This window comes from Rhodanobacter hydrolyticus, from assembly GCF_044904645.1.
This window is the reverse complement of sequence record NZ_JADIKK010000008.1, coordinates 605,934-629,601: the sequence shown is the minus strand read 5'-3', so window position 1 is coordinate 629,601 and position 23,668 is coordinate 605,934. Positions and strand designations below refer to the sequence as shown.

At 67.5% G+C, this 23,668-nt stretch carries 19 protein-coding genes and 3 tRNA genes; 13 read left to right on the top strand and 9 right to left on the bottom strand.

Features of this window, described 5'->3' with window-relative positions; translation table 11 throughout:
- Positions 1-80: 80 nt before the first annotated feature.
- The 3 genes from ISP25_RS05230 (at position 81) to ISP25_RS05220 (ending at position 412) form a co-directional block, all read left to right on the top strand.
- Positions 81-156: transfer RNA gene (locus ISP25_RS05230), tRNA-Gly, on the top strand.
- Between the two features lie 15 nt (positions 157-171).
- Positions 172-245: transfer RNA gene (locus tag ISP25_RS05225), tRNA-Cys, on the top strand.
- A gap of 80 nt (positions 246-325) precedes the next feature.
- Positions 326-412 (top strand) — tRNA-Leu (locus tag ISP25_RS05220).
- An 84-nt stretch (positions 413-496) separates the two neighbouring features.
- On the opposite strand, the gene ISP25_RS05215 is transcribed toward ISP25_RS05220, so the two are convergent.
- The 3 genes from ISP25_RS05215 to ISP25_RS05205 form a co-directional block, all read right to left on the bottom strand.
- Positions 497-2,263: an ABC transporter transmembrane domain-containing protein gene (locus ISP25_RS05215; RefSeq protein ID WP_404612229.1), complete on the bottom strand. Its 1,767-nt coding sequence runs from the start codon at positions 2,261-2,263 to the stop codon at positions 497-499.
- 59 nt (positions 2,264-2,322) lie between these two features.
- A complete protein-coding gene (locus ISP25_RS05210) occupies positions 2,323-3,414 on the bottom strand; it encodes an acyltransferase family protein (RefSeq protein ID WP_404612227.1) in 1,092 nt (363 codons plus the stop codon).
- 138 nt (positions 3,415-3,552) lie between these two features.
- Positions 3,553-4,149: an IMPACT family protein gene (locus ISP25_RS05205; RefSeq protein ID WP_404612225.1), complete on the bottom strand. Its 597-nt coding sequence runs from the start codon at positions 4,147-4,149 to the stop codon at positions 3,553-3,555.
- Positions 4,150-4,254: 105 nt separating this feature from the next.
- Here ISP25_RS05205 and ISP25_RS05200 point away from each other — a divergent pair, with 105 nt between their 5' ends.
- Complete coding sequence (locus ISP25_RS05200) at positions 4,255-5,013, top strand: YdcF family protein (RefSeq protein ID WP_404616273.1); 759 nt, start codon at positions 4,255-4,257, stop codon at positions 5,011-5,013.
- Between the two features lie 163 nt (positions 5,014-5,176).
- Positions 5,177-5,950, top strand: coding sequence for a slipin family protein (locus ISP25_RS05195; protein WP_404612223.1), 774 nt, complete (start codon positions 5,177-5,179; stop codon positions 5,948-5,950).
- A gap of 46 nt (positions 5,951-5,996) precedes the next feature.
- Here ISP25_RS05195 and xseA read toward each other — a convergent pair whose 3' ends face one another.
- Positions 5,997-7,349 (bottom strand): exodeoxyribonuclease VII large subunit, encoded by a 1,353-nt coding sequence (xseA, locus tag ISP25_RS05190; RefSeq protein ID WP_404612221.1) that lies wholly within the window; start codon positions 7,347-7,349, stop codon positions 5,997-5,999.
- Positions 7,350-7,521: 172 nt separating this feature from the next.
- On the opposite strand from xseA, the gene ispG reads away from it, so the two are divergent.
- Positions 7,522-8,781, top strand: a complete 1,260-nt coding sequence (gene ispG / locus ISP25_RS05185) for a flavodoxin-dependent (E)-4-hydroxy-3-methylbut-2-enyl-diphosphate synthase (RefSeq protein ID WP_404612219.1) — start codon at positions 7,522-7,524, stop codon at positions 8,779-8,781.
- A 5-nt stretch (positions 8,782-8,786) separates the two neighbouring features.
- Entirely contained in the window at positions 8,787-9,482 is a 696-nt protein-coding gene (locus ISP25_RS05180) for a class I SAM-dependent methyltransferase (RefSeq protein WP_404612217.1), read from the top strand.
- On the opposite strand, the gene aat is transcribed toward ISP25_RS05180, so the two are convergent.
- From aat to trxB, 4 genes are all read right to left on the bottom strand, one after another.
- On the bottom strand, positions 9,455-10,186 hold the full coding sequence (gene aat / locus ISP25_RS05175) for a leucyl/phenylalanyl-tRNA--protein transferase (protein ID WP_404612215.1): 732 nt from the start codon (positions 10,184-10,186) through the stop codon (positions 9,455-9,457). The two genes, ISP25_RS05180 and aat, sit on opposite strands and share 28 nt — an antisense overlap.
- Positions 10,183-11,316 (bottom strand): GNAT family N-acetyltransferase, encoded by a 1,134-nt coding sequence (locus ISP25_RS05170; protein WP_404612213.1) that lies wholly within the window; start codon positions 11,314-11,316, stop codon positions 10,183-10,185. The genes aat and ISP25_RS05170 overlap by 4 nt, the downstream gene beginning before the upstream one ends.
- A 114-nt stretch (positions 11,317-11,430) precedes the next feature.
- Entirely contained in the window at positions 11,431-12,084 is a 654-nt protein-coding gene (locus tag ISP25_RS05165; protein ID WP_404612211.1) for a DsbA family protein, read from the bottom strand.
- Positions 12,085-12,233: 149 nt separating this feature from the next.
- Complete coding sequence (gene trxB / locus ISP25_RS05160) at positions 12,234-13,199, bottom strand: thioredoxin-disulfide reductase (protein WP_192155270.1); 966 nt, start codon at positions 13,197-13,199, stop codon at positions 12,234-12,236.
- 201 nt (positions 13,200-13,400) lie between these two features.
- On the opposite strand from trxB, the gene ISP25_RS05155 reads away from it, so the two are divergent.
- The 3 genes from ISP25_RS05155 (at position 13,401) to ISP25_RS05145 (ending at position 17,354) form a co-directional block, all read left to right on the top strand.
- Complete coding sequence (locus ISP25_RS05155) at positions 13,401-15,728, top strand: DNA translocase FtsK (RefSeq protein WP_404612209.1); 2,328 nt, start codon at positions 13,401-13,403, stop codon at positions 15,726-15,728.
- A 263-nt stretch (positions 15,729-15,991) separates the two neighbouring features.
- A complete protein-coding gene (gene lolA / locus ISP25_RS05150; RefSeq protein WP_192155274.1) occupies positions 15,992-16,651 on the top strand; it encodes an outer membrane lipoprotein chaperone LolA in 660 nt (219 codons plus the stop codon).
- A gap of 13 nt (positions 16,652-16,664) precedes the next feature.
- Positions 16,665-17,354 (top strand): YoaK family protein, encoded by a 690-nt coding sequence (locus ISP25_RS05145; protein ID WP_404612207.1) that lies wholly within the window; start codon positions 16,665-16,667, stop codon positions 17,352-17,354.
- 1 nt (position 17,355) lies between these two features.
- Here the strand turns inward: ISP25_RS05145 and ISP25_RS05140 are convergent, their stop codons facing one another.
- Positions 17,356-20,421 carry a ligand-binding sensor domain-containing diguanylate cyclase gene (locus tag ISP25_RS05140; protein ID WP_404612205.1) on the bottom strand — a complete coding sequence of 1,022 codons (3,066 nt, stop codon included), beginning with the start codon at positions 20,419-20,421 and terminating at the stop codon, positions 17,356-17,358.
- Between the two features lie 95 nt (positions 20,422-20,516).
- On the opposite strand from ISP25_RS05140, the gene ISP25_RS05135 reads away from it, so the two are divergent.
- The 3 genes from ISP25_RS05135 to ISP25_RS05125 all read left to right on the top strand — a co-directional run bounded on the left by ISP25_RS05135 (position 20,517) and on the right by ISP25_RS05125 (position 23,643).
- On the top strand, positions 20,517-21,854 hold the full coding sequence (locus ISP25_RS05135) for a replication-associated recombination protein A (protein WP_404612203.1): 1,338 nt from the start codon (positions 20,517-20,519) through the stop codon (positions 21,852-21,854).
- Between the two features lie 155 nt (positions 21,855-22,009).
- Positions 22,010-23,290: a serine--tRNA ligase gene (gene serS, locus ISP25_RS05130; RefSeq protein WP_404612201.1), complete on the top strand. Its 1,281-nt coding sequence runs from the start codon at positions 22,010-22,012 to the stop codon at positions 23,288-23,290.
- Entirely contained in the window at positions 23,287-23,643 is a 357-nt protein-coding gene (locus ISP25_RS05125) for an LrgA (RefSeq protein WP_404612199.1), read from the top strand. Before serS ends, ISP25_RS05125 begins: the two co-directional genes overlap by 4 nt.
- The last annotated feature ends 25 nt before the right edge of the window (positions 23,644-23,668 follow it).

Genomic DNA, 23,668 nt, shown 5'->3' with positions numbered 1-23,668 from the left:
GTCGTTTGGGACAGGGTATCGAGTTGGCAGGCCAGGGCTTCCCATATGATGTTCTTCTGCTATCATTGACGGCTCACCAAGCGGGAATAGCTCAGTTGGTAGAGCACGACCTTGCCAAGGTCGGGGTCGCGAGTTCGAGTCTCGTTTCCCGCTCCAGTTTCATCGCAGTTTGGCCTGGTGGCAGAGTGGTCATGCAGCGGACTGCAAATCCGCGTACGCCGGTTCGATTCCGACCTAGGCCTCCAAACCCGCGTATCGAAGCCCGCCTTCTGGCGGGTTTTTCGTTTACGATCCGTGCCGCCTGCGCACAGGCATTTCATTCGCCGCCCGAGTGGCGAAACTGGTATACGCAAGGGACTTAAAATCCCTCGGCCGCAAGGCTATGCGGGTTCGACCCCCGCCTCGGGCACCAACCATCCGTTACGGTGCGTCCTGCGCGCTAATGCCCACGCGAAGCGTGGCCGCGCAAAGCGTGAGCTTTCGCATAGACATGGCTTTACGCCACGAATTGCAGCCGCGCCAGCTCCGCGTAAAGGCCGCCTTCGGCCAGCAGGCTTTCGTGCGTGCCCTGGGCCACGATGCGGCCGCCGTCCATCACCACGATGCGGTCGGCGCGTTGCACGGTGGCAAGCCGGTGGGCGATGACGAGGGTGGTGCGGCCTTGTTCCAGTCGCGCCAGCGCCTGCTGGATCGCGGCTTCGGATTGCGCATCCAGTGCCGAGGTGGCTTCGTCGAGCAGCAGCAGCGGCGCGTCGCGCAGGATCGCGCGGGCGATCGCGATGCGTTGGCGCTGGCCACCGGAGAGGCGCACGCCGCGTTCGCCGAGCTCGGCGGCGTAGCATTCGGGCAGGGCGCGTATGAAGTCGTTGGCTTCGGCGGCGCGCGCGGCTTCGACCACGTCGTCGTCGCTGGCGTCTGCGCGGCCGAAGCGGATGTTGTCGGCCGCGCTGCCGGCAAAGATGGCGGTTTCCTGCGGTACCAGCGCGATGGCGCCGCGCAGTTCGGGCAGCGCCAGCGCGCGCAGGTCGGTGTCGTCGAAGCGGATGCTGCCGGATTGCGGATCGTAGAAGCGCAGCAGCAGTGCCAGCACCGTGCTTTTGCCGGCGCCGGATGGGCCGACCAGTGCCACCGTTTCGCCGGGTTGGATGGCGAGGTTGAAGTCATGCAGCGCGGGCGCATCCGGACGGCTGGGATAGTGGAAGCGCACGTGCTCGAAGCGCAGCGCGCCGCGCACCGGCCGCGGCAACGCTTGTGGCTGTGCGGGGCTGGCGATGTCGGCATGCTCGCCGAACAGCTCGACGATGCGTTCGGTTGCGCCGGCAGCGCGCAATACATCGCCCCATACTTCGGAAAGGCCTGCCACCGAGCCGGCGGCGAACACCGCGTACAGCACGAACTGGCTCAGCACGCCCACGTACAGCGTGCCGGCCATCACGTCACGCGCACCGGCCCACAGCACCAGGGTGATCGCGCCGAAGAACAGCACGATCACCGCGGCGGTGAGCCAGGCGCGCATGCCGATGCGGCGACGTGCCGAGACCAGCGCGCGGGCGATGGCATTGGCGTAACGGCTGCTTTCGATCTGCTCACGCGCGTAGGCCTTCACCGCAGGTGCGGCGTTGAGCGTTTCGTTGGCGATGGCCGCGGCGTCCGCGAGCCGATCCTGGCTGGCGCGCGACAGCTTCTGCACACGCCGGCCGAATACCAGGATGGGCAGCATCACGGCGGGGATCACCAGCGCGGTGAGGCCGGCGAGACGCGGGCTGGTCCATGCCATCATCGCGCTGGCGCCCAACAGCATCACCGCGCTGCGCAGTGCCACCGAGATACCCGAGCCGACCAGCGCCTGGATCACCTCGGTGTCGGTGCCAAGGCGCGAATTGAGTTCGCCCACGCGGCTGCGTTCGAAGAAGCCCACGTCCAAGCCGATCACGTGCGCATAGAGCTGGCTGCGCAGCGAGGCCAGCGCGCGTTCGCCCAGCAGGGTGATGCAGAAGTAGCGCGCCGCGGTGGCCGCGGCCAGCACCAGCGCCACGCCGAACAGGCCGAGGAAGGTGGCGTTGAGCATCGCGGGATCGGCATGCGCGAAACCGTGGTCGATGATCCGTCGTATCGCCATCGGCAGTACCAGCGTCGCGCTGGACGATATGCCCAGGAACACCAGCCAGCCCAACGCCAGCGGCCAATGCGGCCTGAGGAAGGGCCACAACTGGCGCAGTGCACCGATGCGGCGGGTGGGGCGGGGCTGGGCGGAATCGCTCATGGGCTCGATGCGGTCGGGCGGCAGTCCGTTCCAGATGGGGACGGCGCGGGGCGATTCAATCAGGCTGCCTGCATCACGCCGTGCTTGCGCGGGCCCTCCATCAGTCGTGCGCGCAAGCGAAGGAAGGGACGCTCGACTGCGTAATGCAGCAGCGCGCCTGCGGCGAGGATGGCCAGCGCGTACGCGGCGAAGGCGGCAATCCCGTGCACCATGGGCCACTGCGGCAACGTTTCGTATACCGCATGCATCGCCAGCTTGTGGCTCAGGTAGAGGCTGTACGAAATGCCGGCGACCCAGCCAGCACCCGGGATGCGCCAGCGCCCCAGCCAACTGGCATTGGCTGCGCCAGCAGCCACCAGCAGGGCCATCGCCAGTGCAAGCAGCGGGAAGCCGAATACGCTGGCGGTGAAACCGGTCTTGTCGCGGAATAGCCAGATGGCGGCAGCGACAAGGAGCAGGCCCGCGATGGCGAGCGCGTTGGCGCGCCGCTGCATGCCGGCCCACCAACGTGGGCGATACGCCTGGATCGTCGCCAGCAGCACGCCGGCCAGCAGGCCATCCAATCGCGTCCATGTCGGGTAGTAGATGCATTCCAGCCAGTCCTTGCCGTGAAGCACGGCGTAGCCGCGCAGCAGCATCCCCATCGCTACGACCAGCACGCTGCAACCGATGACCAGACCACGCCACGGACGCTGCGCCAGCCACCACGCCAGCAACGGGAACAGCAGGTAGAAATGTTCCTCCACGCACAGCGACCACGCGTGCGAGAACGCTTGGTTGTGCTGGTAGTCGATCAGCAGGTTCAACGTGAAGGTGACGAATTGCCATGCCGGTTGCATGCCCGGCGCTTCGCGCCAGCCGGGAAACAATACGTACACCGCCAGCACACTGAAAAAGACTGGCAGGATGCGGAACGCGCGACGCAGGTAGAACGCACCGAAGCGCAGGGGCTCTCCGCGGCTCAGCGGTTCCAGCAGCTGCCGCCCGATCAGGTAGCCGCTGAGCACGAAGAACAGGTCCACGCCCATCCAGCCGTAGTCGGCGACGGGCTGGAGCGGACCGCCGATGCCGCCGATCATCCAGGAGTGGAACAGCATCACCCAGGCGATGGCGATGGCGCGCAGCAGGTCGAGGCCGGGCAGGCGTTGCATGGGTTCCCCCGATGACGCGGCGTTGGGCATCGAACCCCTTGTCCGGTGCCGGCCCGCGTGTGGCCGCGCAGTGTGCGCAACGCATCGGCGTTCCTCAAGCCCGAACCATGGCGGTTTGCCGGCAGTACGGCGGAAGGTTCAATCCATGCGGCGAGCCGTGATGCGTCCACGGCTGAGGTCGGCGATGCGCTGCTCGGCTTCGGCAACGCGCTGCGCGGGCAGCTCGAGTTCCAGCGTCACGCCGTGCGCGCCGAATTGTTCCTGCGTCGGTTCGGCTCCCAGCTCGCGCAGACGCGCCTTGAGCAGGGCCAGTTCCGCGAAGTCGCAGCTGAGGCCCAAGCGCACCGTCGCCACGATCGCGACGCGCTCGGCTGTGCGCAGGCATTCCGCGGCCGTGCCGCCGTAGGCGCGAGCGAGGCCGCCCGCCCCGAGCTTGATGCCGCCGTACCAGCGCGTCACCACCACCGCGACACGGTCGAATCCCTGGCTCTCGATGGCCTGCAGGATCGGCCGCCCTGCGGTGCCGCCGGGTTCGCCGTCGTCATTGAAACGGTATTCCTGGCCGATGCGGTAGGCCCAACAGTTGTGCGTGGCATCCGCGGCGGACACCTCGCGCACGAAAGCCAGCGCCTGCTCCGGGGTGGCGACCGGCGCGGACTGGGCAAGGAAGCGGCTTTTCTTGATGTCCTCGACGTGGCGACAGGCGGCAACGAGGGTGTGCAAGGAGTCACTCATGCGATGCAGCGTAGGCGATGCGCGCCACGGCGTCATGCCTTGCATTACCCTCGGGCTTTTGCCGCTGGCTTCGGCAGTGGCTTCGATGGATGGAGCGTGGATGCGATGACGATGGATGTGCTGATCGTGCTCGTGCTGCTGGGCCTGGCATTGCGTGTGCTGAAGCGGCGGCGCACGGCTGCCGTCGCGTTGTGGCTGGCCGTGTTGCTGTTCCTCGCGACAGGCTGCGGCCTGCTGCCGGCGTGGCTGCTGGACAGCCTGCAAGGGCCGTATGCGCGGCGCCCCACGATTGCCTGGTCGCCGCGCAACGCCATCGTGCTGCTGGGCGCCGGCGCGCAGCGTGCAGCGGATGGCACGGCGGAGCCGGGAGAGCCGGCGCACAGCCGCATCAACGAAGCGCTGGCGCTGTATCGCGAATGCAAGGCAAGCGGGATGGATTGCCGCCTCGAAGTGAGCGGTGGCGACGCACGGCACATCGGCGAGTCGGAAGCCGCGGTATATGCGGCTGCGCTGGAGCGCATGGGCGTATCGGCCGCCGACCTCCTGCTGGAACCGCGCAGCATGAATACGTGGCAGAACGCCCAGTTCAGCGCGCCCCTGTTGCACGCCTACGGCGCACAACGCGTGTTGCTGGTGTCCTCGGCCACGCACCTGCGTCGCGCCAGCCTGTATTTCGCGCATTTCGGCGTGGCGATCACGCCGGTGCGCAGCGACTGGCTGAAGGAACGCATGGATTGGTGGCCGCAATCGTGGAATTTCGCGGTGGCCGACGTGGCGCTGCATGAATACGTCGGCGTGTGGCGCTACAAGCTTTATGAAGCGATGGGCTGGAACGTGCGGGCGACCGGCCCCGGCGATGCTTGAGCCACGCTTTGCGCGGCACCGTCCACCGCACGGTTCAGGCATAGGGCAGTCGTCGTAGCGGCTGCGGCGGCGGGGGCTCGTTGCGCATCGGGTCGCCGGAGGGCATGGCGTGATCCCTGCGCGTACACTGAAGTCTCCGGCTTTGCTTTCAACGGGTGATCCCATGTCTGGCTATGCTTTCGTCATCCTGCTGCTGCTGCTGTTCGCCCTGAGCGGTCTGCGCGTGCTGCAGCAGTACCAGCGTGGCGTGGTGTTCCGGCTTGGGCGCTATTGCGCCACCCGCGGGCCCGGGTTGACGTGGATCATCCCGGCCATCGACCGCATGCTGATCGTGGACATGCGGGTGATGACCCAGGACATCGAGCCCCAGGAAACCATGACCAACGACAATGTGCCGGTGAAGGTGCGCGCCGTGGTCTGGTACAAGGTGGTCAATCCCGAGCGGGCCATCGTGCAGGTGGCGCGTTTCGAGGACGCGGTGCGGCAGACCGCGCTTACCAGCTTGCGCAGCGTGATCGGCCAGCATTCGCTGGACGAACTGCTGAAGGAGCAGGAGAAGCTGTCCAGCACCCTGGGCAAGATCATCGACAAGGTCACCGAGCCATGGGGTGTCGAGGTCGACATGGTGCAGATCAAGGACGTCGAGATACCGCAATCCATGCAGCGCGCGATGGCGCAGGAAGCCGAGGCGCATCGCGAGAAGCGTGCACGCATCATCAAGGCCGAGGCCGAGCACGATGCCGCGCTGAAGCTCACCGAAGCGGCGACCAAGATGGCGCAGACGCCGATGGCGATCGAACTGCGGCGCATGCAGATGCTTACCGAGGTCGGCGCCGAGCAGAACACGATGATCATCGTGATGATGCCTTCGGAATTCGTCAACGCGGCCGATGCGATGGTGCGCCTGGCCGACAGGGCGCGCCGCGACGCCGACTGATCGCGCAGGTCGTTTCGAGGCAGAGACGAAAGCCGGCCTCGACGGATTACTTGCCGAGCACCCGCAACTTCAGTTCGCCGGTCGCCAGACGGGCCTGCAGATGTTCGCCTTCGCCCACGTCATCGGGCGCACGTACGATCCTTCCGTCACCGTCGAACAAGATGGCGTAGCCGCGTTCCAGCGTGGCCAGCGGGCTGACGGCGTGCAGCGTGCGGGCGGCTTGCTGCAGGGCATGGCGGTCGCGTTCCAGCTGGCGGGCGATGGCCTGGCGCAGGCGTTGGGATTGTTCGGCCAGTTGCCGTTGCAGCAGCGGAAGCCGCTGTTGCGGATGGCGCGCCAGCAGGCGGCCATGCAGGCGGTCCAGCCGGGCGCGGTCGCGCTGCTGGCGTTCGCGCAGCACGCCAAGCAGGCGGTGCCGCAGATGGGCAAGGCGTTCGCGGTCGCGCGCGAGCCGTGCCTGCGGACGCTGCGCCTGCAGGCGCGCGAGCAGGTGGTCGACGCGCTGGGTGAGCGATTGCAGGCGGCGCTGCTCGAACAACGCCAGGCGTTGCCGCAGCTGGCGCAGGTGACGCACGGTGGCCTGCGCATCGGGTACCAGCAGTTCGGCGGCGGCCGATGGGGTTGGCGCGCGCAGGTCGGCCACGAAGTCGGCGATGCTGAAGTCCACCTCGTGACCCACCGCACTCACCACGGGCACCGCGCTGGCATGGATGGCGCGCGCCACCGCTTCGTCGTTGAAGGCCCACAGGTCTTCCAGAGATCCGCCGCCGCGGGTGACCAGCAGCACGTCGTAGCGCGCGCTGGCCGAGGCCCTCTTCAGCATGGCGACGATGGCGGGTGGCGCTTCGCGGCCCTGCACCGGCACCGGCAGCACGTCCACCTCGGCCAGCGGCCAGCGCCGCTCGAGCACGCTGAGCACGTCGCGGATCGCCGCACCGGTGGCGGAGGTGATGACGCCGATGCGTCGTGCGTAGCGGGGCAGCGGTCGTTTGCGCGCGGCGTCGAACAGACCTTCGGCATCCAGCTGCGCCTTCAGCCGCTCGAACTCGCGTTGCAGCGCGCCTTCGCCGGCCGGTTCCATGTGCTCGGCGACCAGCTGGAATTCGCCGCGCGGTTCGTACAGGCCCACCCGTGCACGCAACAGCACCTGCATGCCATCGACGGGCTTGAAGCGCAGCGCGGCGCTTTTCGGGCGGAACATCGCGCAGCGCACCTGGGCGCCGCTGTCCTTGAGCGTGAAATAGAGATGTCCGGAGGCCGGGCGCGCCACGTTGGACAGCTCGCCCTCGATCCACACCAGCGGCAAGGCATCTTCCAGCAACCCGCGCACCAGCCGGTTCAGCGTGCTGGGTGTGAGGATGTGGCGGGGTGGAGCGGGGCGGTCGTCGGGCGAAAGCATGAGCAGCCGAGCCTAGCACGTCTTGCCGATGCCGGGTCTTGCGTAACAGTGACTTGGCGGCGGTTGTGCAGGTAATGCCTGATGTACGGAGCGGTCGATTGTCATGAGCGTTCCGGTAGAATTTATGCCTTCACGCCGCACGCCACGCGGTGACGGATACATGGTTGCCCGCATGAACGATTCCATCAGCACGAAGCCCCGCGAAGCCCTGCCGCAGGCGCGTCGTCCAAGCGTCGGCGTACAGATCGGCAAGGTGCGCGTGGGTGGCGGCGCGCCCATCGTGGTGCAGTCGATGACCAACACCGACACCGAGGATCCGGTGTCCACGGCGAAGCAGATCGCCGAACTGGCGCGCGCCGGCTCCGAACTGGTGCGCATCACGGTGAACACGCCGGCTGCGGCGGCCGCGGTGCCGCGAATCGCCGAGCGGCTGGCGATGATGGGCGTGGACGTGCCGATCATCGGCGACTTCCACTACAACGGCCACCAGCTGCTGGAGCAGGAGCCGGCCTGCGCCGAAGCGCTGGCGAAGTACCGCATCAACCCCGGCAACGTGGGCTTCGGCAAGAAGAAGGATGCGCAGTTCGGCGCGATCATCGAGAAGGCGATCCAGTACGGCAAGCCGGTGCGCATAGGCGCCAACTGGGGTTCGCTGGACCAGAGCATGGTCGCCACCCTAATGGACGAGAACGCGCTGCGCGCCGATCCGTGGGATGCCAGCCATGTGGCCCGCGAGGCGCTGATCCGTTCGGCGCTGGATTCCGCCGCGCTGGCCGAGAAGATCGGGCTGCCGCGCGAGCGCATCATCCTGTCGTGCAAAGTGTCCGGCGTGCAGGAGCTGATCGCGGTGTATCGCGACATCGCCGCGCGCTGCGACTACGCACTACACCTTGGCTTGACCGAGGCGGGCATGGGTTCCAAGGGCATCACCGCCTCCAGCGCCGCGCTGGCGGTGCTGCTGCAGGAAGGCCTCGGCGACACCATCCGCATCTCGCTCACGCCGGAACCGGGCGCCTCGCGCACCGGCGAGGTGATCGTGGCGCAGGAGCTGCTGCAGACCATGGGCCTGCGTTCGTTCACGCCGCTGGTCACCGCATGCCCCGGCTGCGGGCGCACCACCAGCGAATTCTTCCAGGAGCTGGCGAAGACCGTGCAGGAACACGTGCGCGCACAGATGCCGGCGTGGCGCGTGAAATACGACGGCGTGGAGAACCTCACCCTGGCGGTGATGGGCTGCGTGGTGAACGGGCCGGGCGAGTCCAAGCACGCCAACATCGGCATCTCGCTGCCGGGCAATGGCGAAGCGCCGGCGGCGCCGGTGTTCATCGATGGCGAGAAGGCGATGACCCTGCGCGGCGAGCACATCGCCAGCGAGTTCGTGGGCATCCTCGACGACTACGTGGCGCGCAAGTACGCCGCACGCGGCGGCTGAACCGAGTGACTGACGGCGCGCAGGAGGCCCTGATCCTCGATGCCTGGCGCGCGAACGCACGGGCTTGGGAATGTGCGGTGCGCGAGGGGAGCATCGAAAGCCGGAAGCTGGTGACCGATCGGGCCATTATCGACGCCGTGCTTGCACGTTCGCCCCGCACGGCGATCGACGTGGGCTGCGGTGAAGGCTGGCTTGCGCGGGCGCTGGCGGAAAAGGATGTGCAGGTACTCGGCACGGATGCGGTACCGGCACTGGTTGAAGCGGCCCGTGCCAAAGGCGGCGGCGATTTTCGCGTCATGTCCTACGAGGCCATCGCTTCGGGTGCTCTGGATCAACGGGCCGATGCGGTGATCTGCAATTTCTCGTTGCTCGGTGGAGCCTCGGTCGATGCCCTGCTCGCCGCGGTGCCGCGCCTGCTGGAGTTGGGTGGCGCACTGATCGTGCAGACCTTGCATCCTGCGATGGCCGGTGAGCCGTACGCGGATGGCTGGCGCGAGGGTTCGTGGGTTGGATGTGGCGAGGGTTTCGGTCAGGCGGCCCCCTGGTATTTTCGGACGCTGGGCACGTGGGTGGCCGCTTTCGAGCGAGCCGGCCTGGATCTCGTGCAGTTGGTCGAGCCCTTGCACCCGGACACGGGGCGCCCGGCCTCCGCGATCTTCGTTGCCGTCGCGCGTCACGCGCCGCCGCAGTCGCCGAATTGAACCTGTGAAGCGCAGGGTGCCCAGCTGCCCACGCGGCCGGGCAGGGCAGTGAGCTGCGCCGCTTCGCGCAGGTAGTTCTCCCGTGGCATTTCCTCGGCGCCCAGGCTCAGCGTGTGCGCATTCGCCACCTGCGCATCGATCAGCGGCCAGCCCCATTGCCGCAGCAGGGCCGCCAACGCCACCAGGGCGAGCTTGGAGCCACCGCTTTCGACGCTGAACATCGATTCGCCGCAGAACAACCGGCCGACTGCCACACCGTAGACGCCACCCACCAGTCGCGTACCGTCCCATACCTCCACGCTGTGCGCGTGGCCCAGCCGGTGCAGCGTGGAGTAGGCGGCCATCATTTCCGGGATGATCCAGGTGCCGCCGTGCTCTCCGCGCGGCGCGGCGCAGGCACGGATTACGGCGTCGAATGCCTCGTCCACGCTTATGCGCCACGACTTGCCGCGCAGTTGCCGGCGCAGGCTGCGGTTGGTGCACAATGCCTCGGTGCGGAACACGCAGCGCGGGTCGGGCGACCACCACAGGATAGGCTCACCTTCGCCGTACCACGGAAAGATGCCCTGGCTATAGGCGGCCAGCAGCCGTGCGGACGAAAGATCGCCACCGAACGCGAGCAGGCCATTCGGTTCGATCAGCGCCGTGTCCGGAGCGGGAAAGCGTGCCGGCGAGTCGGAATCGAGTCTGGGCAGGCGGATCATGGTTCGCCGCCTTGTGTATTGCGTCGGGCATAAGGGCTGTGCACCATGCACTCTTCCGCGTAGCTGTCCATCGATGCGGATTCGCCGCGCAAGGCTTCGCGCACGGCAGTACGGAAACCCTCGTGCACCAGCAGATGCCGCGAGTGCGTGCGCACCGGAAGGAAGCCGCGTGCCAGTTTGTGCTCGCCTTGCGCGCCGGGCTCGAAGCTCCGCAAGCCTTGCGTTATCGCGTATTCGATGCCGCGGTAGTAGCACAGCTCGAAGTGCAGGCCAGGCACATCGACGCGGCTGCCCCAGTAGCGTCCGTACAGCACGCCGTCGCCTTCGAGGAACAGCGCCATCGCGGCGATGCCATCCGTGTCGTATGCCAACGCGAGTTGCGCCATGCCGCCCAGCCGGCGGAAAAATGTCGGCGTCAGCGCGGCGTGGTTGCCCTTGGCGTCGAAGGTGGCGAGGTAGAGCGCATGTATTTCGTCCCATTCGGCCTCGCTGAGCGTGGCGCCATCGCACCAGATTGCGCGCAGGCCGGTGGCGGCCACGCGGGCGCGTTCGTGGCGGATATTCGCGCGCTTCTTGTGGTTGAGCGCGGCGAGGAAGTCGTCGAAATCGCGCCAGCCGCGGTTGTGCCAGTGGAACTGCACGTCGGAACGCGCCAGCCAGTCGGTGCCGAAGGCATCGGCTTCGTCCGCGAGCAGGAAGTTCGCATGCACGGACGAGAGTTGCAGGTGTTCGGCCTCGTCGCGCATCGCATCGACGAGGGCGCGTTGCAGCCCGGCATCGCCGCCGGCCAGCAGGCGCGGTCCGGTGATCGGCGAGTAGGGCACGCCGCACAGCAGCTTGGGGTAGTAGTCGCCGCCGGCGCGTTCCCACGCGGCGGCCCAGCTCCAGTCGAACACGAACTCGCCGTGCGAATTGCCCTTGAGGTACAGCGGCGCGGCGGCGCGCAGCCGGCCGTGTTCGTACAGGCCGAGGTGGTGGGCCTGCCAGCCCCAGCCGGCGCGGATGCAGCCGCTGTCCTCCAGTGTGTGCAGGAAGGCGTGCGAGACGAAGGGATTGGCGTCGGGGCGCAGCGCGTCCCAGTCGGCGGCTGGGATCTCGGCGATGCGTGGGTGGAAGCGTGCTTCGGGCATGCGGGCGATATTAGCCACTGTGTAGGAGCGCACCTTGTGCGCGATGGCCTTGTGCTCCTATCGAAACGAAAAGCCGTCGCGCACAGGGTGCGCTCCTACCGGGGAATCCGCGGCCTAGTGCAGCGCGGGCAATTGCGCGGCCAGCATCTGCACGAAGGCGTCGGGGCGGCCGTAGTAGTGGTGGTGCGGCAGCAGCGCGCGGCGTCCGTCGATGTCCAGCAGCAAAGTGGGGAAGCCCTGGCCGCCTACTTCGCCCAGCAGGCGGCGGCTGGCCTCGACGTGTTCGAACAGAGCATGGCCGTCGGCACGCGCCAGGGCCTGCGCGAACGGGTCGCCCTCCAGCCCGATCTCTTCGGCCAGTTCGGCCAGTACTTGCGGTTCGGCCACGCGCAGGCCGCGCCGGTAGTGCGCGTTCTGGATCGCGACCAGCATCGGGTAGGCCTTCGCGGCATCCAGCGATTCGGCGGCCAGCACGGCGGCGATGGGCGGCAGCGAATACAGCACGGTGCCGTCGTCCGCCAGCAGGCCCTGCTTATAGGCCTCGCCGAACGGCTGACCGCTGAGCTGGGCGATGCGTTCGTCGGAATGCACGATATGTTGCGCCAGCGCGGCATCGACGCGGCGTGGCTCGCCGAACAGGCCGCCGCCGTGCAGGCGCAGCGCGAGGCGGCTACCCAACTGTGCAATGGCCGCGCCCACCAGCGGCTGGGCGGCGTAGCACCAACCGCACAGCGGGTCGTGGATGTAGTGCAGCGTGGCGACGCTCATGCGGTTCAATCTCTATGCCTTGGCTCGTCATTCCGGCGCAAGCCGGAATCCAGCGCCTTCGCGCGCCATGTTCTTAAGACGCTGGATCCCGGCTTTCGCTGGGATGACGGACAAGATCAGGGCGCTTTCAAGTCTTGGGACGCGGTGATTCAGCCAGCCGGCTTCTGCTGCTCCAGCCAGCGCTCCGCATCCAGCGCGGCCATGCAGCCGAAGCCGGCCGAGGTGATCGCCTGGCGGTACACGTGGTCGGCCACGTCGCCAGCGGCGAACACGCCGGGCACCGAGGTCATGGTGGCCATGCCGTTCTGGCCGCTCTTGATCCTGAGATAGCCGTCGTGCATTTCCAGCTGGCCGGCGAAGATGCCGGTGTTGGGCGTGTGGCCGATGGCGACGAAGAAGCCGGTAGCGGCGATGTCGCGGGTGGCGCCAGAGTTGACGTCCTTCACGCGCACGCCGGTGACGCCGGAGTCGTCGCCCAGCACTTCGTCCACGGTGTGGTTCCACACCAGCTCGATCTTGCCGGCGGCGGCCTTCTCGAACAGCTTGTCCTGCATGATCTTCTCGGCGCGCAGCTTGTCGCGGCGGTGCACTAGATAGACCTTGCTGGCGATGTTGGAGAGGTACAGCGCCTCTTCCACCGCGGTGTTGCCGCCGCCGATCACCACCACTTCCTGCTCGCGGAAGAAGAAGCCGTCGCAGGTGGCGCAGGCGGACACGCCCTTGCCCTTGAACTTCTCCTCGCTGGCGATGCCGAGGTACTTGGCGGTGGCACCCGTGGCGATGATCAGGGCATCAGCGGTGTACTCGCCGGAATCACCGGTGAGGCGGAACGGGCGCTTGGCGAGATCCACCGAGTGGACGTGGTCGAAGATCATCTCGGTATGGAAGCGCTCGGCGTGCTCGGCCATGCGCTGCATCAGCGCCGGGCCCTGCAGGCCTTCCACATCGCCCGGCCAGTTGTCCACATCGGTGGTGGTCATCAGCTGCCCGCCCTGTTGCAGGCCGGTGATCATGGTCGGCTTGAGGTTGGCGCGCGCGGCATAGACCGCGGCGGTGTAGCCGGCAGGGCCGGAGCCGAGGATCAGCAGGCGGGTGTGCTTGGGCGTGGCGGTCATGCGCGGGTTCCTCAGGGTGGTCGGCGGTTGCAGGGCTATTCGCCGCAACCGCCGTGCAGGTTTCATCGCCGTGGCCGGCACGACGTGGAACCGCAAGGATGGGGAAGGTGGGCGGCCGATTCAAGGGATACGGCGGCTACTGAAGCCTGCGCCGCCTGTGTAGACTTGCCTGGACTATCGACATTACGGAAGCACGTCCCGGTGGCGCCAAGCGCAAACGTCAAACAAAAGAAGGAGTCGGCCGGCCTGAGCGACGAGTTGAAGCGCCGCCTGCGCGAGGCGGGTGCCTTGGTGTTGCTGGCGTTGGCGTTGTACCTGCTGGTGTGCCTGTTCAGCTACGACGCGCAGGATCCGAGCTGGTCGCATGCCGGCGTGGTCGCGCACAGCCGCAACCTCGGCGGCACGGTGGGTGCCTATGTGGCCGACCTGCTGCGCTACCTGTTCGGCGGCGTGGCGTATTTCTTCCCCTTGTTGCTGCTGGCGCTCAGCGTGCCGGTGTTGCGTCAGCGTGGCGTCTTGCCGGTGCAGCCGTGGGAGTCCTCGCTGCGGCTGGTCGGCTCGGTGTTCTTCTTCATCACCGCGCCGGGGCTGTGCTGGCTCAACTTCCCGCAGAGCACGATGGCGCCGGAAGGCGCCGGTGGCGTGATCGGTCGTGCGGTAGCGCATGGCCTGCTCGCCGCCTTCGGCGACAAGGGCGCGCCGCTGCTGCTGCTAGCGCTGTTCCTCGTCGCGGTGACGCTGGCCACCGGTCTGTCATGGTTCAAGGTGATGGACTGGACCGGGCAGGCCACGCTGCGCGCGGTCGAATGGCTGCGCGGCAAGCTGCGCGCGGCGCCCGATGTGATCAAGGCGCAGCAGGCGCGTGCCGAGCGTGACGTGGTGAAGAAGGCCGAGGCCGTGAAGCAGGCCAAGCGCGAGCCGGTACGCATCGAAGCGCCGCCGACGCCGGTGGCCAAGAGCGAGCGGGCAAAGGTGGAAACGCAGATTCCGCTGTTCACCGGCGCCTCGCAGCCGGGCGAACTGCCACCGTTGTCGCTGCTGGACGAAGCGCCGGAGCAGGGCCCGGGCTATTCGGAAGAAACGCTGGAAGTGCTGTCGCGCCAGGTGGAACTGAAGCTCAAGGAGTTCCGCATCGATGCCAAGGTGGTGGGCGTGTATCCCGGCCCGGTCATCACGCGCTTCGAGCTGGAGCCGGCGCCCGGCGTGCGCGGCTCGCAGGTATCCAGCCTGGACAAGGACATCGCGCGCGGCCTATCGGTGGTCAGCGTGCGCGTGGTGGACGTGATCCCAGGCAAGAACGTGATCGGTCTGGAATTGCCCAATACCAAGAAGCAGATCGTCTACCTATCCGAGATTCTTCGCTCGGACAAGTACGACCAGACCAAGTCGCCGCTGGCGCTGGCGCTGGGCAAGGACATCGGCGGCCGCGCGGTAGTGGCCGACCTGGCCAAGATGCCGCACCTGCTGGTGGCCGGCACCACCGGCTCGGGCAAGTCGGTGGCGGTGAACGCGATGGTGCTGAGCCTGCTGTACAAGGCCAGCCCCAAAGATGTGCGCATGATCATGATCGACCCGAAGATGCTGGAGCTCTCGGTGTACGAGGGCATCCCGCACCTGCTCGCGCCGGTCGTGACCGACATGAAGGAAGCCGCCAACGCGCTGCGCTGGTGCGTGGCCGAGATGGAGCGCCGCTACAAGCTGATGGCCGCGGTGGGCGTGCGCAACCTGGGCGGCTTCAACAAGAAGGTGAAGGATGCGGAGAACGCGGGCCAGCCGCTGCTGGACCCGCTGTTCCGCCCCAATCCCGAGATGCCGAACCTGGCCGCCGAGCCGCTGGAACCGCTGCCCTACATCGTCATCATCATCGACGAGTTCGCCGACATGATGATGATCGTCGGCAAGAAGGTGGAGGAGCTGATCGCCCGCCTCGCGCAGAAGGCGCGCGCCGCCGGCGTGCACCTGGTGCTGGCCACGCAGCGTCCGTCGGTGGACGTGATCACCGGCCTGATCAAGGCGAATATCCCTACCCGCATCGCGTTCCAGGTGTCGAGCAAGATCGACTCGCGCACGATTCTCGACCAGTCCGGCGCCGAGGCGCTGCTGGGCCACGGCGACATGCTCTACCTGCCGCCCGGCACCGCGATGCCCGAGCGCGTGCACGGCGCCTTCGTGGACGACCACGAGGTGCACAACGTGGTGAACTGGCTGCGGGCGCAGGGCGCGCCGCAATACATCGAAGGCGTGCTGGAGGAAGTGCAGGCCACCTCCGACGGCAAGTTCATCAACGACTCCGGCCTGCCGCAGGAGGGCGAGGAGGGCGGCGACGCCGATGCCCAGCTCTACGACAAGGCCGTGGCCATCGTCACCCAGACACGCCGCGCCTCGATATCGGGTGTGCAAAGGCATTTGCGCATCGGCTACAACCGCGCCGCGCGCCTGATCGAGCAGATGGAGCAGGACGGCGTGGTGAGCGCGCCGCAGCACAACGGCAATCGCGAAGTGCTGGCACCGCCGCCGCCCAAGGGTTGAGCGATTCGCTCCTTCCCCCCCTCTGGGATAGGGCTGGAGTGAGGGGCGATTCTTGAGACGAGCCGGCAAGACGGATCGCTCCAATCGGGCAACAAGGCAAGACTTCCTCATCTTGCCTGCCTTGCTCCTCAACGCCGACGTCATCCACGGCATCTCCTTGCGTACTCCCGGCAGAGAAGAGCGAGCCCTGGCGTTGCGGTCAGCGTCGAACGGTTAAGCCTTCCCCTTTACAATGCGCGCATCGCATTGCGCACAGGGTCTCCATGAAACGCCTCATTCTCGTCGTCGTAGCGCTCCTGCTGTCGCTGACAGGCGTAGCACAGGCCGCCACCGGTGCAGCCCGCGCACGGCTGGACGCGTTCGCCACCGGCCTGCATTCGCTCACCGGCAATTTCACCCAGGCCCTGCTCGATCCGAACGGCAACGCCGGCAAGACCAGCAGCGGCACACTGGCGCTGGAGGCGCCGCGGCAGTTCCGCTGGGAAACCACTGCTCCCTACAAGCAGACCATCGTGGCCGACGGCAGCCGCGTGTGGATGTACGACCCAGAGCTGGAGCAGGTCACCGTGCGCATTCAGTCCGGCGAAGAAGCGCACAGCCCGCTCACCGTGCTCACCGACCTCAAGCAGATGGACAAGGAGTTCAAGGTCGCCGAGCAGGGCGAGCACGACGGCCTGGTCTGGCTGCGCCTCACTTCCACCGCCAAGGATCCGCAGTTCGCCTATGCCGATCTCGGTTTCGACGCGAACGGGCTGGCGCGGATGACCTTCAAGGACCAGCTCGGTTCCACCACCGACATCCGTTTCTCGAACTGGAAGCGCAATGCCGAGATCCCGGCGTCGGTGTTCACCTTCGTGCCACCCAAGGGCGCCGACGTGATCGGCGACGCCCCCGTGTTGCAGGTGCAGCCGCTGCAGAACTGATGATCTCCTGCCGATGCCGGTGCTGCGCCAATTGCCGCGCTGGGCCTGGCCCGGCATGGCCGTGCTGGCGCTGATCGCGGGCTGGATCAACGCGGCCGGCTACCTGGGTTTCCGCCACCAGTCCATCAGCAACATGACCGGCAACACCAGCCTGCTCGGCATCGCGCTGGGCAAGGGCGATGCCGGCGAGGTGCTGCACTGGGCGCTGACCATCGCCGCGTTCGTGCTCGGCTCGATGCTGAGCGGTGTGATCGTGCAGCAGAGCACGCTGCGGCTGGGTCGCCGCTACGGCGTGGCGCTGCTGCTGGAATCCCTGCTGCTGTTCGCCGCGGTGCCGCTGCTTGATGCCGCCGACTCGTCGGGCCTGTATCTCGCCTCGGCGGCGGTGGGGCTGCAGAACGGCATGGTCAGCGCATACAGCGGCATGGTGATACGCACCACGCACGTTACCGGCATCTTCACCGACATGGGCATCTACCTCGGCCACCTGTTGCGCGGCCTGCCGGTGGACAGGCTGCGGCTGCGCGTGTGCGTGCTGGTGGCGGCGTGCTTCATGCTGGGCAGCGCGATCGGCGCGCTGCTGTTCGAGCGCATGCAGGACCACAGCCTGCTGGTCCCGGCGGCGCTCACCGGCGTTTGCGGCCTGGCCTATGGCCTGTACTGCCTGTTCTCGCCGGCCGCGGGCGACGCCGGCGGCGGCTGAGTCAGCTGGCCAGCGTGCAGCGGTTGCGGCCGTGGTGCTTGGATTCGTAGAGCGCGGCATCGGCGCGCGACAGCCATGAGTTCATGCTCTCGCCGGGGCGCAGCTCGGCGACGCCGATGCTTACCGTGATGGAGATGGCGCGCCCTTCGTGCCGGATGAGCGTGCTGCGAAGCTTGCTGCGGATCCGCTCGGCGACGGCCATCGCCTGCTCGCTGGTGTCGTTCGGCAAGCACAGCACGAGTTCTTCGCCACCGTAGCGGCCGACCAGGTCGCCGGTACGCAATTGCTGGCAGATGACGCCGGCGGCAGTGCGCAGTACAGCGTCGCCGGCAAGGTGGCCATGTTCGTCGTTGACCAGCTTGAAGCGATCCAGGTCCAGCAGGGCGATGCAGGCGGGCATCGAGCTGGCGTCGCAGCGCACTCCTTCGGCCAGTTCGAGGAAGCGGCGGCGGTTGCTCACCCCGGTCAGTTCGTCGGTGCTGGCCAGCAGGTCCAGCCGCCGGTTGGCGGCGAGCAATTCGCGGGTGTGTGCGTCGATCTGCGCCTGCAATTGCGTGGCGCTGTGGCGCAGGTAGAGCGTGCGCAGATGCACCAGCAGCACGACCAGCGCCAGCGCCAGCACGATCCCCAGCAGGCGTGCCCACAGGGTTTCGTACCACAGCGGCGCCACGTAGATATCCAGCTGGCTTTCGACGGTGTGCGCATGCAATCCGCGCGGCACGGCGCGCAGGTGCAACACGTACTGGCCGTGGGGCAGGTTGGTGTAGATCGCGCTGGGCAGGGTGCCCTTGGGTACGTCGATCCAGTCGCTGTCGAAACCGTCCATGCGGTAGCTGTAGTCGGTTTCCTGCTGCGCCTGATAGTCGAGCAGCGCGAAGTCCACCCGCAGGCTGCGTTGGGAGGCTGACAACGCAAGGGTGCCGTGGTCAGCGGGCAAGGGCAGCGGGTGTCCGTCCGCCAGCGCGTTGGTGAAGCGCAGCGGGGCTTGTGGGACGTCGGTCCGGTATCGAAGCGGGCGCACCACGGTGAGACCACCGAGGCCACCGAACAGCAGCGTGTCGTCCGGTGCGCGCGCGGCGGCGGCATAGATGTAGCTGACGATGTGCCGCCCGTCGCGAATGCCGAGGTTGCGGATGCGCAGGCTGTTGCCGTCGACCACGGAGATGCCGTTGGATGTACTGACCCAAACGTTGCCGTTGTCGTCGGGCAGCAGGGCGGTGATCTTGTCGTTGACCAGGCCGGCCTCCATGCCGAACCGCTGGAAACGCCAGGGCGATGCGTCGCCGTTCGGCAACATGGCAAGGCCGCCCAGCGTGCCCACCCAGATGCGGCCGCGCGTGTCGACGGCGATGGAATCCACCAGGTTCTGCGGCAGGCTGCCGGAATCGCCTTCGCGCCGAGCCAGGTTTACGAAGCCGCTGGTCTGCAGCGGATCGCGCGCGATGCTGATGCCGTTGTTGGTGGCGTACCAGATCGATGTGCCCACGCGCACGATCTGGTGCACGGTATCGCTGCCGAGGCTGTCGGGCTGGTTGGCGACGTGGCCGTAGTGGATCAACTGGCCGTTCCGCGTGTCGTAGCGGTAGGCGCCGTTGTAGGTGCCGATCAACATGTACGGTCCCAGCCTGAGCAGGCTCAGCACCGGACCGCCGTCCAGCTCGGGCAGGATGGAACCTTTGAGGGTCAGCGTGACCGGATCGATGCGCGCCAGCCCCTGGGTTCCGACCCAGATCGAGCCGTCCGGCGCCTCGGAGAGGCTCTGCACGTCGCGGCGGGCCTGCTTGCCGTCCAGCCGCAGGTGACGCACGGTAGCGTCGACCGGATCGATGATGTCGATGCCGCCAACCGCCATGCCCAGCCAGATCCGGCCGCTTGCATCGACGTAGACGCTGCGCACATTGGGGTTGGAGAGCGAGTGCGCGGGATCGGCCGCAGGCAGCAGGGAAAACGCGATGTTGGCGCTGGCGTTGCTGCGCGCGGCGCCGAGGTCGGTGGCGGCCCAGACATTGCCAGCCTGCCCCAGCAGCAGCGCACGCACAGTGTTGCCGGGCAAGGAGGAGGGCAGCGAGGTGTCCTGGGCGATCACGCGCGTGCTGATGTCGCCAGGGCTGTAGGTGACGATGCCATCGCCGTCGGTGGCGATCCACATCCGGTTCGGCGCCACCTCCAGGAAATCGCGCACCGTGGCCTGTTGCGCCTCGCCGGCGTAGCCGCTGAAGCCCGGCACCATGCGCCAGCTGCCGTCGGCCTCGCGGTAGAGCGTGCCCATCTGCACGCTGCCCACCCAGAGCCGGCCTTCGGCGTCTTCGCGCACGGCCCAGATTTCGCTGCGCAGTATCTGGTCGACCACGCCCGCGGGATGCGGTGGCCGCACGAAATCGGCGCTGCCCGCGTAACGCACGAACAGTCCCTTGTTGTTGCCCAGCCAGACGTTCCCGGAACGGTCCTGGTAAACCGTGAAATCGCGCGGTGCGGCTTCTCCGCCGGTGGGTATCGGTTCGATGCGGTCGTTGCGCAGGTCCAGTCGGTCCAGCCCGCTGTCGGTGGCGACCCATACGCCATGATCGCCGTCGGGCGACAGGGCGTAGATCTTGCGGCTGCCGGTGCCGCCGGCGCCCACCGGATAATTGTGGAACTGCCCGGTCTGCGGATCGAAACGCGTCAGTCCCCCGGCGTTCGTGCCCACCAGCAAGCCGCCGTCCGGCAACGCGAGCAGGGTGCGCACATAGGTGTCGGGCAGGCCGGTGGCCGTGGCGCTGGCTTGCTCGAACACCCGCATGTGATAGCCGTCGTAGCGCGCCAGGCCGCCCATGGTGCCGATCCAGAGCAGGCCGTCGCGATCCTCCGCCAGCGCGGTGGTGATGGAATGGGGCAGGCCCTCGGCCATGCCCACGGTGTCGAACCACTGCCGTTCCAGCGTGTGCCAGCGATCAGTCGGGGCTGCCGCGTGCGCGGGCGACAGCGACAGCAACACCATCAGCACCGTCATGAAAGCCGCGCACAGTCCATCGCCTCGCCTTCGGCGATGGTGGTGCGGACCTGGATGCTGGCGGATTCCCCCGGACATGCGCAGCTCCCCGTGCGCGCTGTACCAACCTCACATGATAACCGGTGTCATGGGTGCCCGGGCTAGTCCGTACCGGCCGCCGTATCATGTTGGTCATGCCCCCCAATCCCTTTCAGCCCTCCGCCTCCCTGTTTGCCGAACCCGACGCGCTGAAGCCCTTGGCCGAGCGCATGCGCCCGCGCAACCTCGATGAAATCGTGGGCCAGCGCCGGCTGGTGGCGCCCGACCGTGCCCTGCGCCGCGCGCTGGAGGCCGGCCGGTTGCATTCCATGGTGCTGTGGGGACCGCCCGGCTGCGGCAAAACGACGCTGGCATTGCTGGTGGCGCAGTACGCCGAGGCCGACTTCAAGGCGATCTCGGCCGTGCTTTCCGGCCTGCCCGAGGTACGCAAGGCGTTGGCCGAGGCAGAGGTGAACTTCGCCCAGGGTCGGCGCACCGTGCTGTTCGTGGACGAGGTGCACCGCTTCAACAAAGCCCAGCAGGACGCCTTCCTGCCGCACATCGAGCGCGGCGTGATCCTGTTCGTCGGCGCCACCACCGAGAACCCCTCGTTCGAGCTGAATTCCGCGCTGCTTTCGCGCTGCCGCGTGCACGTGCTGGAGGCGGTGTCGGCGGACGACATCGTGGCCGCGCTCAGGCGTGCGCTGGAGGATGCGGAGCGCGGCCTCGGTGCGCAAAACCTGCAGGTGGACGATGCCTTGCTGCAGCTGATCGCCCAGGCCGCCGACGGCGACGTGCGCCGCGCGCTCACCCTGCTGGAGATCGCCGCCGAGCTGGCCGAAGGCAACCGCATCGACCAGGCCACGCTGGAACAGGTGCTGGCCGACCGCACGCGCCGCTTCGACAAGCAGGGCGAGCAGTTCTACGACCTGATCTCGGCGCTGCACAAATCCGTGCGTTCCTCCGACCCGGACGCGGCTATCTACTGGCTGGCGCGCATGCTGGACGGCGGCTGTGACCCGTCCTACCTCATGCGCCGAATGACCATCATGTCGGTGGAGGATGTCGGCCTCGCCGATCCGCGCGCGTGGCACATGGCACTGGACGCATGGGACACCTTCGAGCGGGTCGGCATGCCCGAGGGACGCCTGGCGCTGGCCAACCTTGCGGTCTATCTCGCCGTCGCACCGAAGAGCAATTCCGCCTACAAGGCACTCGCCGCCGCGCAGGCCGCGATTGGGGAGACGGGCACGCTGGAAGTGCCCATGCATCTGCGCAATGCCCCGACGAAACTGATGAAGGGACTGGGCTACGGCAGCGGCTATCAGTACGACCACGACGTCGAAGGTGGCGTCGCGCTGGACCAGCAATGCCTGCCGGATGCGCTGGATGGCACGGTGTTCTACGAGCCGGCGGAACGCGGGCTGGAATCGCAGATGCGCGACAAGCTGCTGGCGCTGCGCGAGATCCGCCGCAAGGCGCGCGGCAAATAGCCGGGCAGGAGCGCACCCTGTGCGCGATTGCTTTTGCTTTGATCCAAGTGCAAGGCAATCGCGCACAGGGTGTGCTCCTGCCCACCGGCCGCGTTGCGGCGCAGCGGGTGCGAAAGCGATAATCGGCGCTTTCGACAGCTGCCCGGAAACCACCCATGCTCGACCCCGCCCTGTTGCGTTCGCGCCTCGCCGAAACCGCGGCGCGCCTCAAGGAAAGCCGCGGCTTCGAGCTCGACGTGTCCGCCGTGGAGTCGTTGGAAAGCGAGCGCAAGCGCTTAGCCACCGAGACGCAGGAGCTGCAGAACCTGCGCAATACCCGTTCCAAGGCAATCGGACAGGCCAAGGCCAGGGGCGAGGACACCGCGCCGCTGATGGCCGAGGTCGCCGGCATCGGCGACAAGCTCAAGGCCAACGAGGCCGCGCTGGCCGACGTGCAGGCCAAGCTCGCCGACATCGCGCTGGGCATCCCGAACATACCGCACGAGTCCGTGCCGCCAGGCAAGGACGAGACCGAAAACGCCGAGCAACTGCGCTGGGGCACGCCGCGCACGTTCGACTTCGAGGTAAAAGACCACGTCGACCTCGGTGCCCGTCACGGCTGGCTCGATGCCGATGCCGGCGCCAGGCTTTCCGGCGCGCGCTTCACCGTGCTGCGCGGCCAGCTGGCGCGGCTGCACCGCGCGCTCGCGCAGTTCATGATCAACCTGCACACCGGTGAGCACGGCTACCTCGAGTGCAACGTGCCGCTGATCGTCAACGCCGCGACCATGCAGGGCACCGGCCAGCTGCCGAAGTTCGAGGAAGACCTCTTCAGCACCCTGGTGGGCGACAGCAAGCGCTACCTGATCCCCACCGCCGAGGTGGCGCTCACCAACCTCGTCGCCGACAGCATCGTCGAGGCCGACGCGCTGCCGATGCGCTTCACCGCGCACTCCATGTGCTTCCGCGCCGAGGCCGGCAGCTATGGCCGCGACACCCGCGGCATGATCCGCCAGCACCAGTTCGAGAAAGTGGAGATGGTGCAGATCGCCGCGCCCGAACAGTCGCACGCGCAGCTGGAGGAAATGGTCGGCCACGCCGAGAAGGTATTGCAACTGCTGGGCCTGCCGTACCGCAAGGTGCTGCTGTGCACCGGCGACATGGGCTTCTCCGCGATCAAGACCTACGATCTCGAAGTGTGGCTGCCCAGCCAGAACACCTACCGCGAGATTTCCTCCTGCTCCAATTGCGGCGACTTCCAGGCGCGCCGCATGCAGGCGCGCTGGCGCAATCCAGCCACCGGCAAGCCCGAGCTGGCGCACACGCTCAACGGCTCCGGCCTCGCCGTGGGCCGCACCCTGGTAGCGGTGATGGAAAACTTCCAGAACGCCGATGGTTCGATCACCGTGCCCGACGCGCTGCGCCCGTACATGGGCGGCCAGGAGCGGATTGCGTGAACGCGCCTGCCGGGCACGGCTGGGACAAGGTCGAGTACTGGAGCAGCTATTTCCTGCTCGCGGTGCTTGGCTCGGTGATCCTCACCCGCCTCGGCTTTGCCGGCGTCTGGTCGATGCCCCTGCTGGACATCGTGCTGGGCAGCATCGCACTGCTGCTGATCATCGCGAGCCCCTGGGTCGTGCGTCGCCGCAACGTGCGACTCACCATCGTCGCCTATGCCACCGCCACCCAACTGGTGCCGCTCTGCATTCGCCAGCCCGTCGTGTTGCTGCCGCTGCTCGGCGCACTGATTCCCGTGGCCATCACGATCTGGGCGCTGGTCGCGCTGTCGCGCAAGGGCCGCGCGGGGTAGGGCACCGGGCAGACCTGATAGGATG

Coding starts and splice junctions, on each gene's coding strand:
- ISP25_RS05215 (WP_404612229.1), bottom strand. CDS start 2,263: ATGAGCGATTCCGCCCAGCCCCGCCCCACCCGCCGCATCGGTGCACTG.
- ISP25_RS05210 (WP_404612227.1), bottom strand. CDS start 3,414: ATGCAACGCCTGCCCGGCCTCGACCTGCTGCGCGCCATCGCCATCGCC.
- ISP25_RS05205 (WP_404612225.1), bottom strand. CDS start 4,149: ATGAGTGACTCCTTGCACACCCTCGTTGCCGCCTGTCGCCACGTCGAG.
- ISP25_RS05200 (WP_404616273.1), top strand. CDS start 4,255: ATGACGATGGATGTGCTGATCGTGCTCGTGCTGCTGGGCCTGGCATTG.
- ISP25_RS05195 (WP_404612223.1), top strand. CDS start 5,177: ATGTCTGGCTATGCTTTCGTCATCCTGCTGCTGCTGCTGTTCGCCCTG.
- xseA (WP_404612221.1), bottom strand. CDS start 7,349: ATGCTTTCGCCCGACGACCGCCCCGCTCCACCCCGCCACATCCTCACA.
- ispG (WP_404612219.1), top strand. CDS start 7,522: ATGAACGATTCCATCAGCACGAAGCCCCGCGAAGCCCTGCCGCAGGCG.
- aat (WP_404612215.1), bottom strand. CDS start 10,186: ATGATCCGCCTGCCCAGACTCGATTCCGACTCGCCGGCACGCTTTCCC.
- ISP25_RS05170 (WP_404612213.1), bottom strand. CDS start 11,316: ATGCCCGAAGCACGCTTCCACCCACGCATCGCCGAGATCCCAGCCGCC.
- ISP25_RS05165 (WP_404612211.1), bottom strand. CDS start 12,084: ATGAGCGTCGCCACGCTGCACTACATCCACGACCCGCTGTGCGGTTGG.
- trxB (WP_192155270.1), bottom strand. CDS start 13,199: ATGACCGCCACGCCCAAGCACACCCGCCTGCTGATCCTCGGCTCCGGC.
- lolA (WP_192155274.1), top strand. CDS start 15,992: ATGAAACGCCTCATTCTCGTCGTCGTAGCGCTCCTGCTGTCGCTGACA.
- ISP25_RS05145 (WP_404612207.1), top strand. CDS start 16,665: ATGCCGGTGCTGCGCCAATTGCCGCGCTGGGCCTGGCCCGGCATGGCC.
- ISP25_RS05140 (WP_404612205.1), bottom strand. CDS start 20,421: ATGTCCGGGGGAATCCGCCAGCATCCAGGTCCGCACCACCATCGCCGA.
- ISP25_RS05135 (WP_404612203.1), top strand. CDS start 20,517: ATGCCCCCCAATCCCTTTCAGCCCTCCGCCTCCCTGTTTGCCGAACCC.
- serS (WP_404612201.1), top strand. CDS start 22,010: ATGCTCGACCCCGCCCTGTTGCGTTCGCGCCTCGCCGAAACCGCGGCG.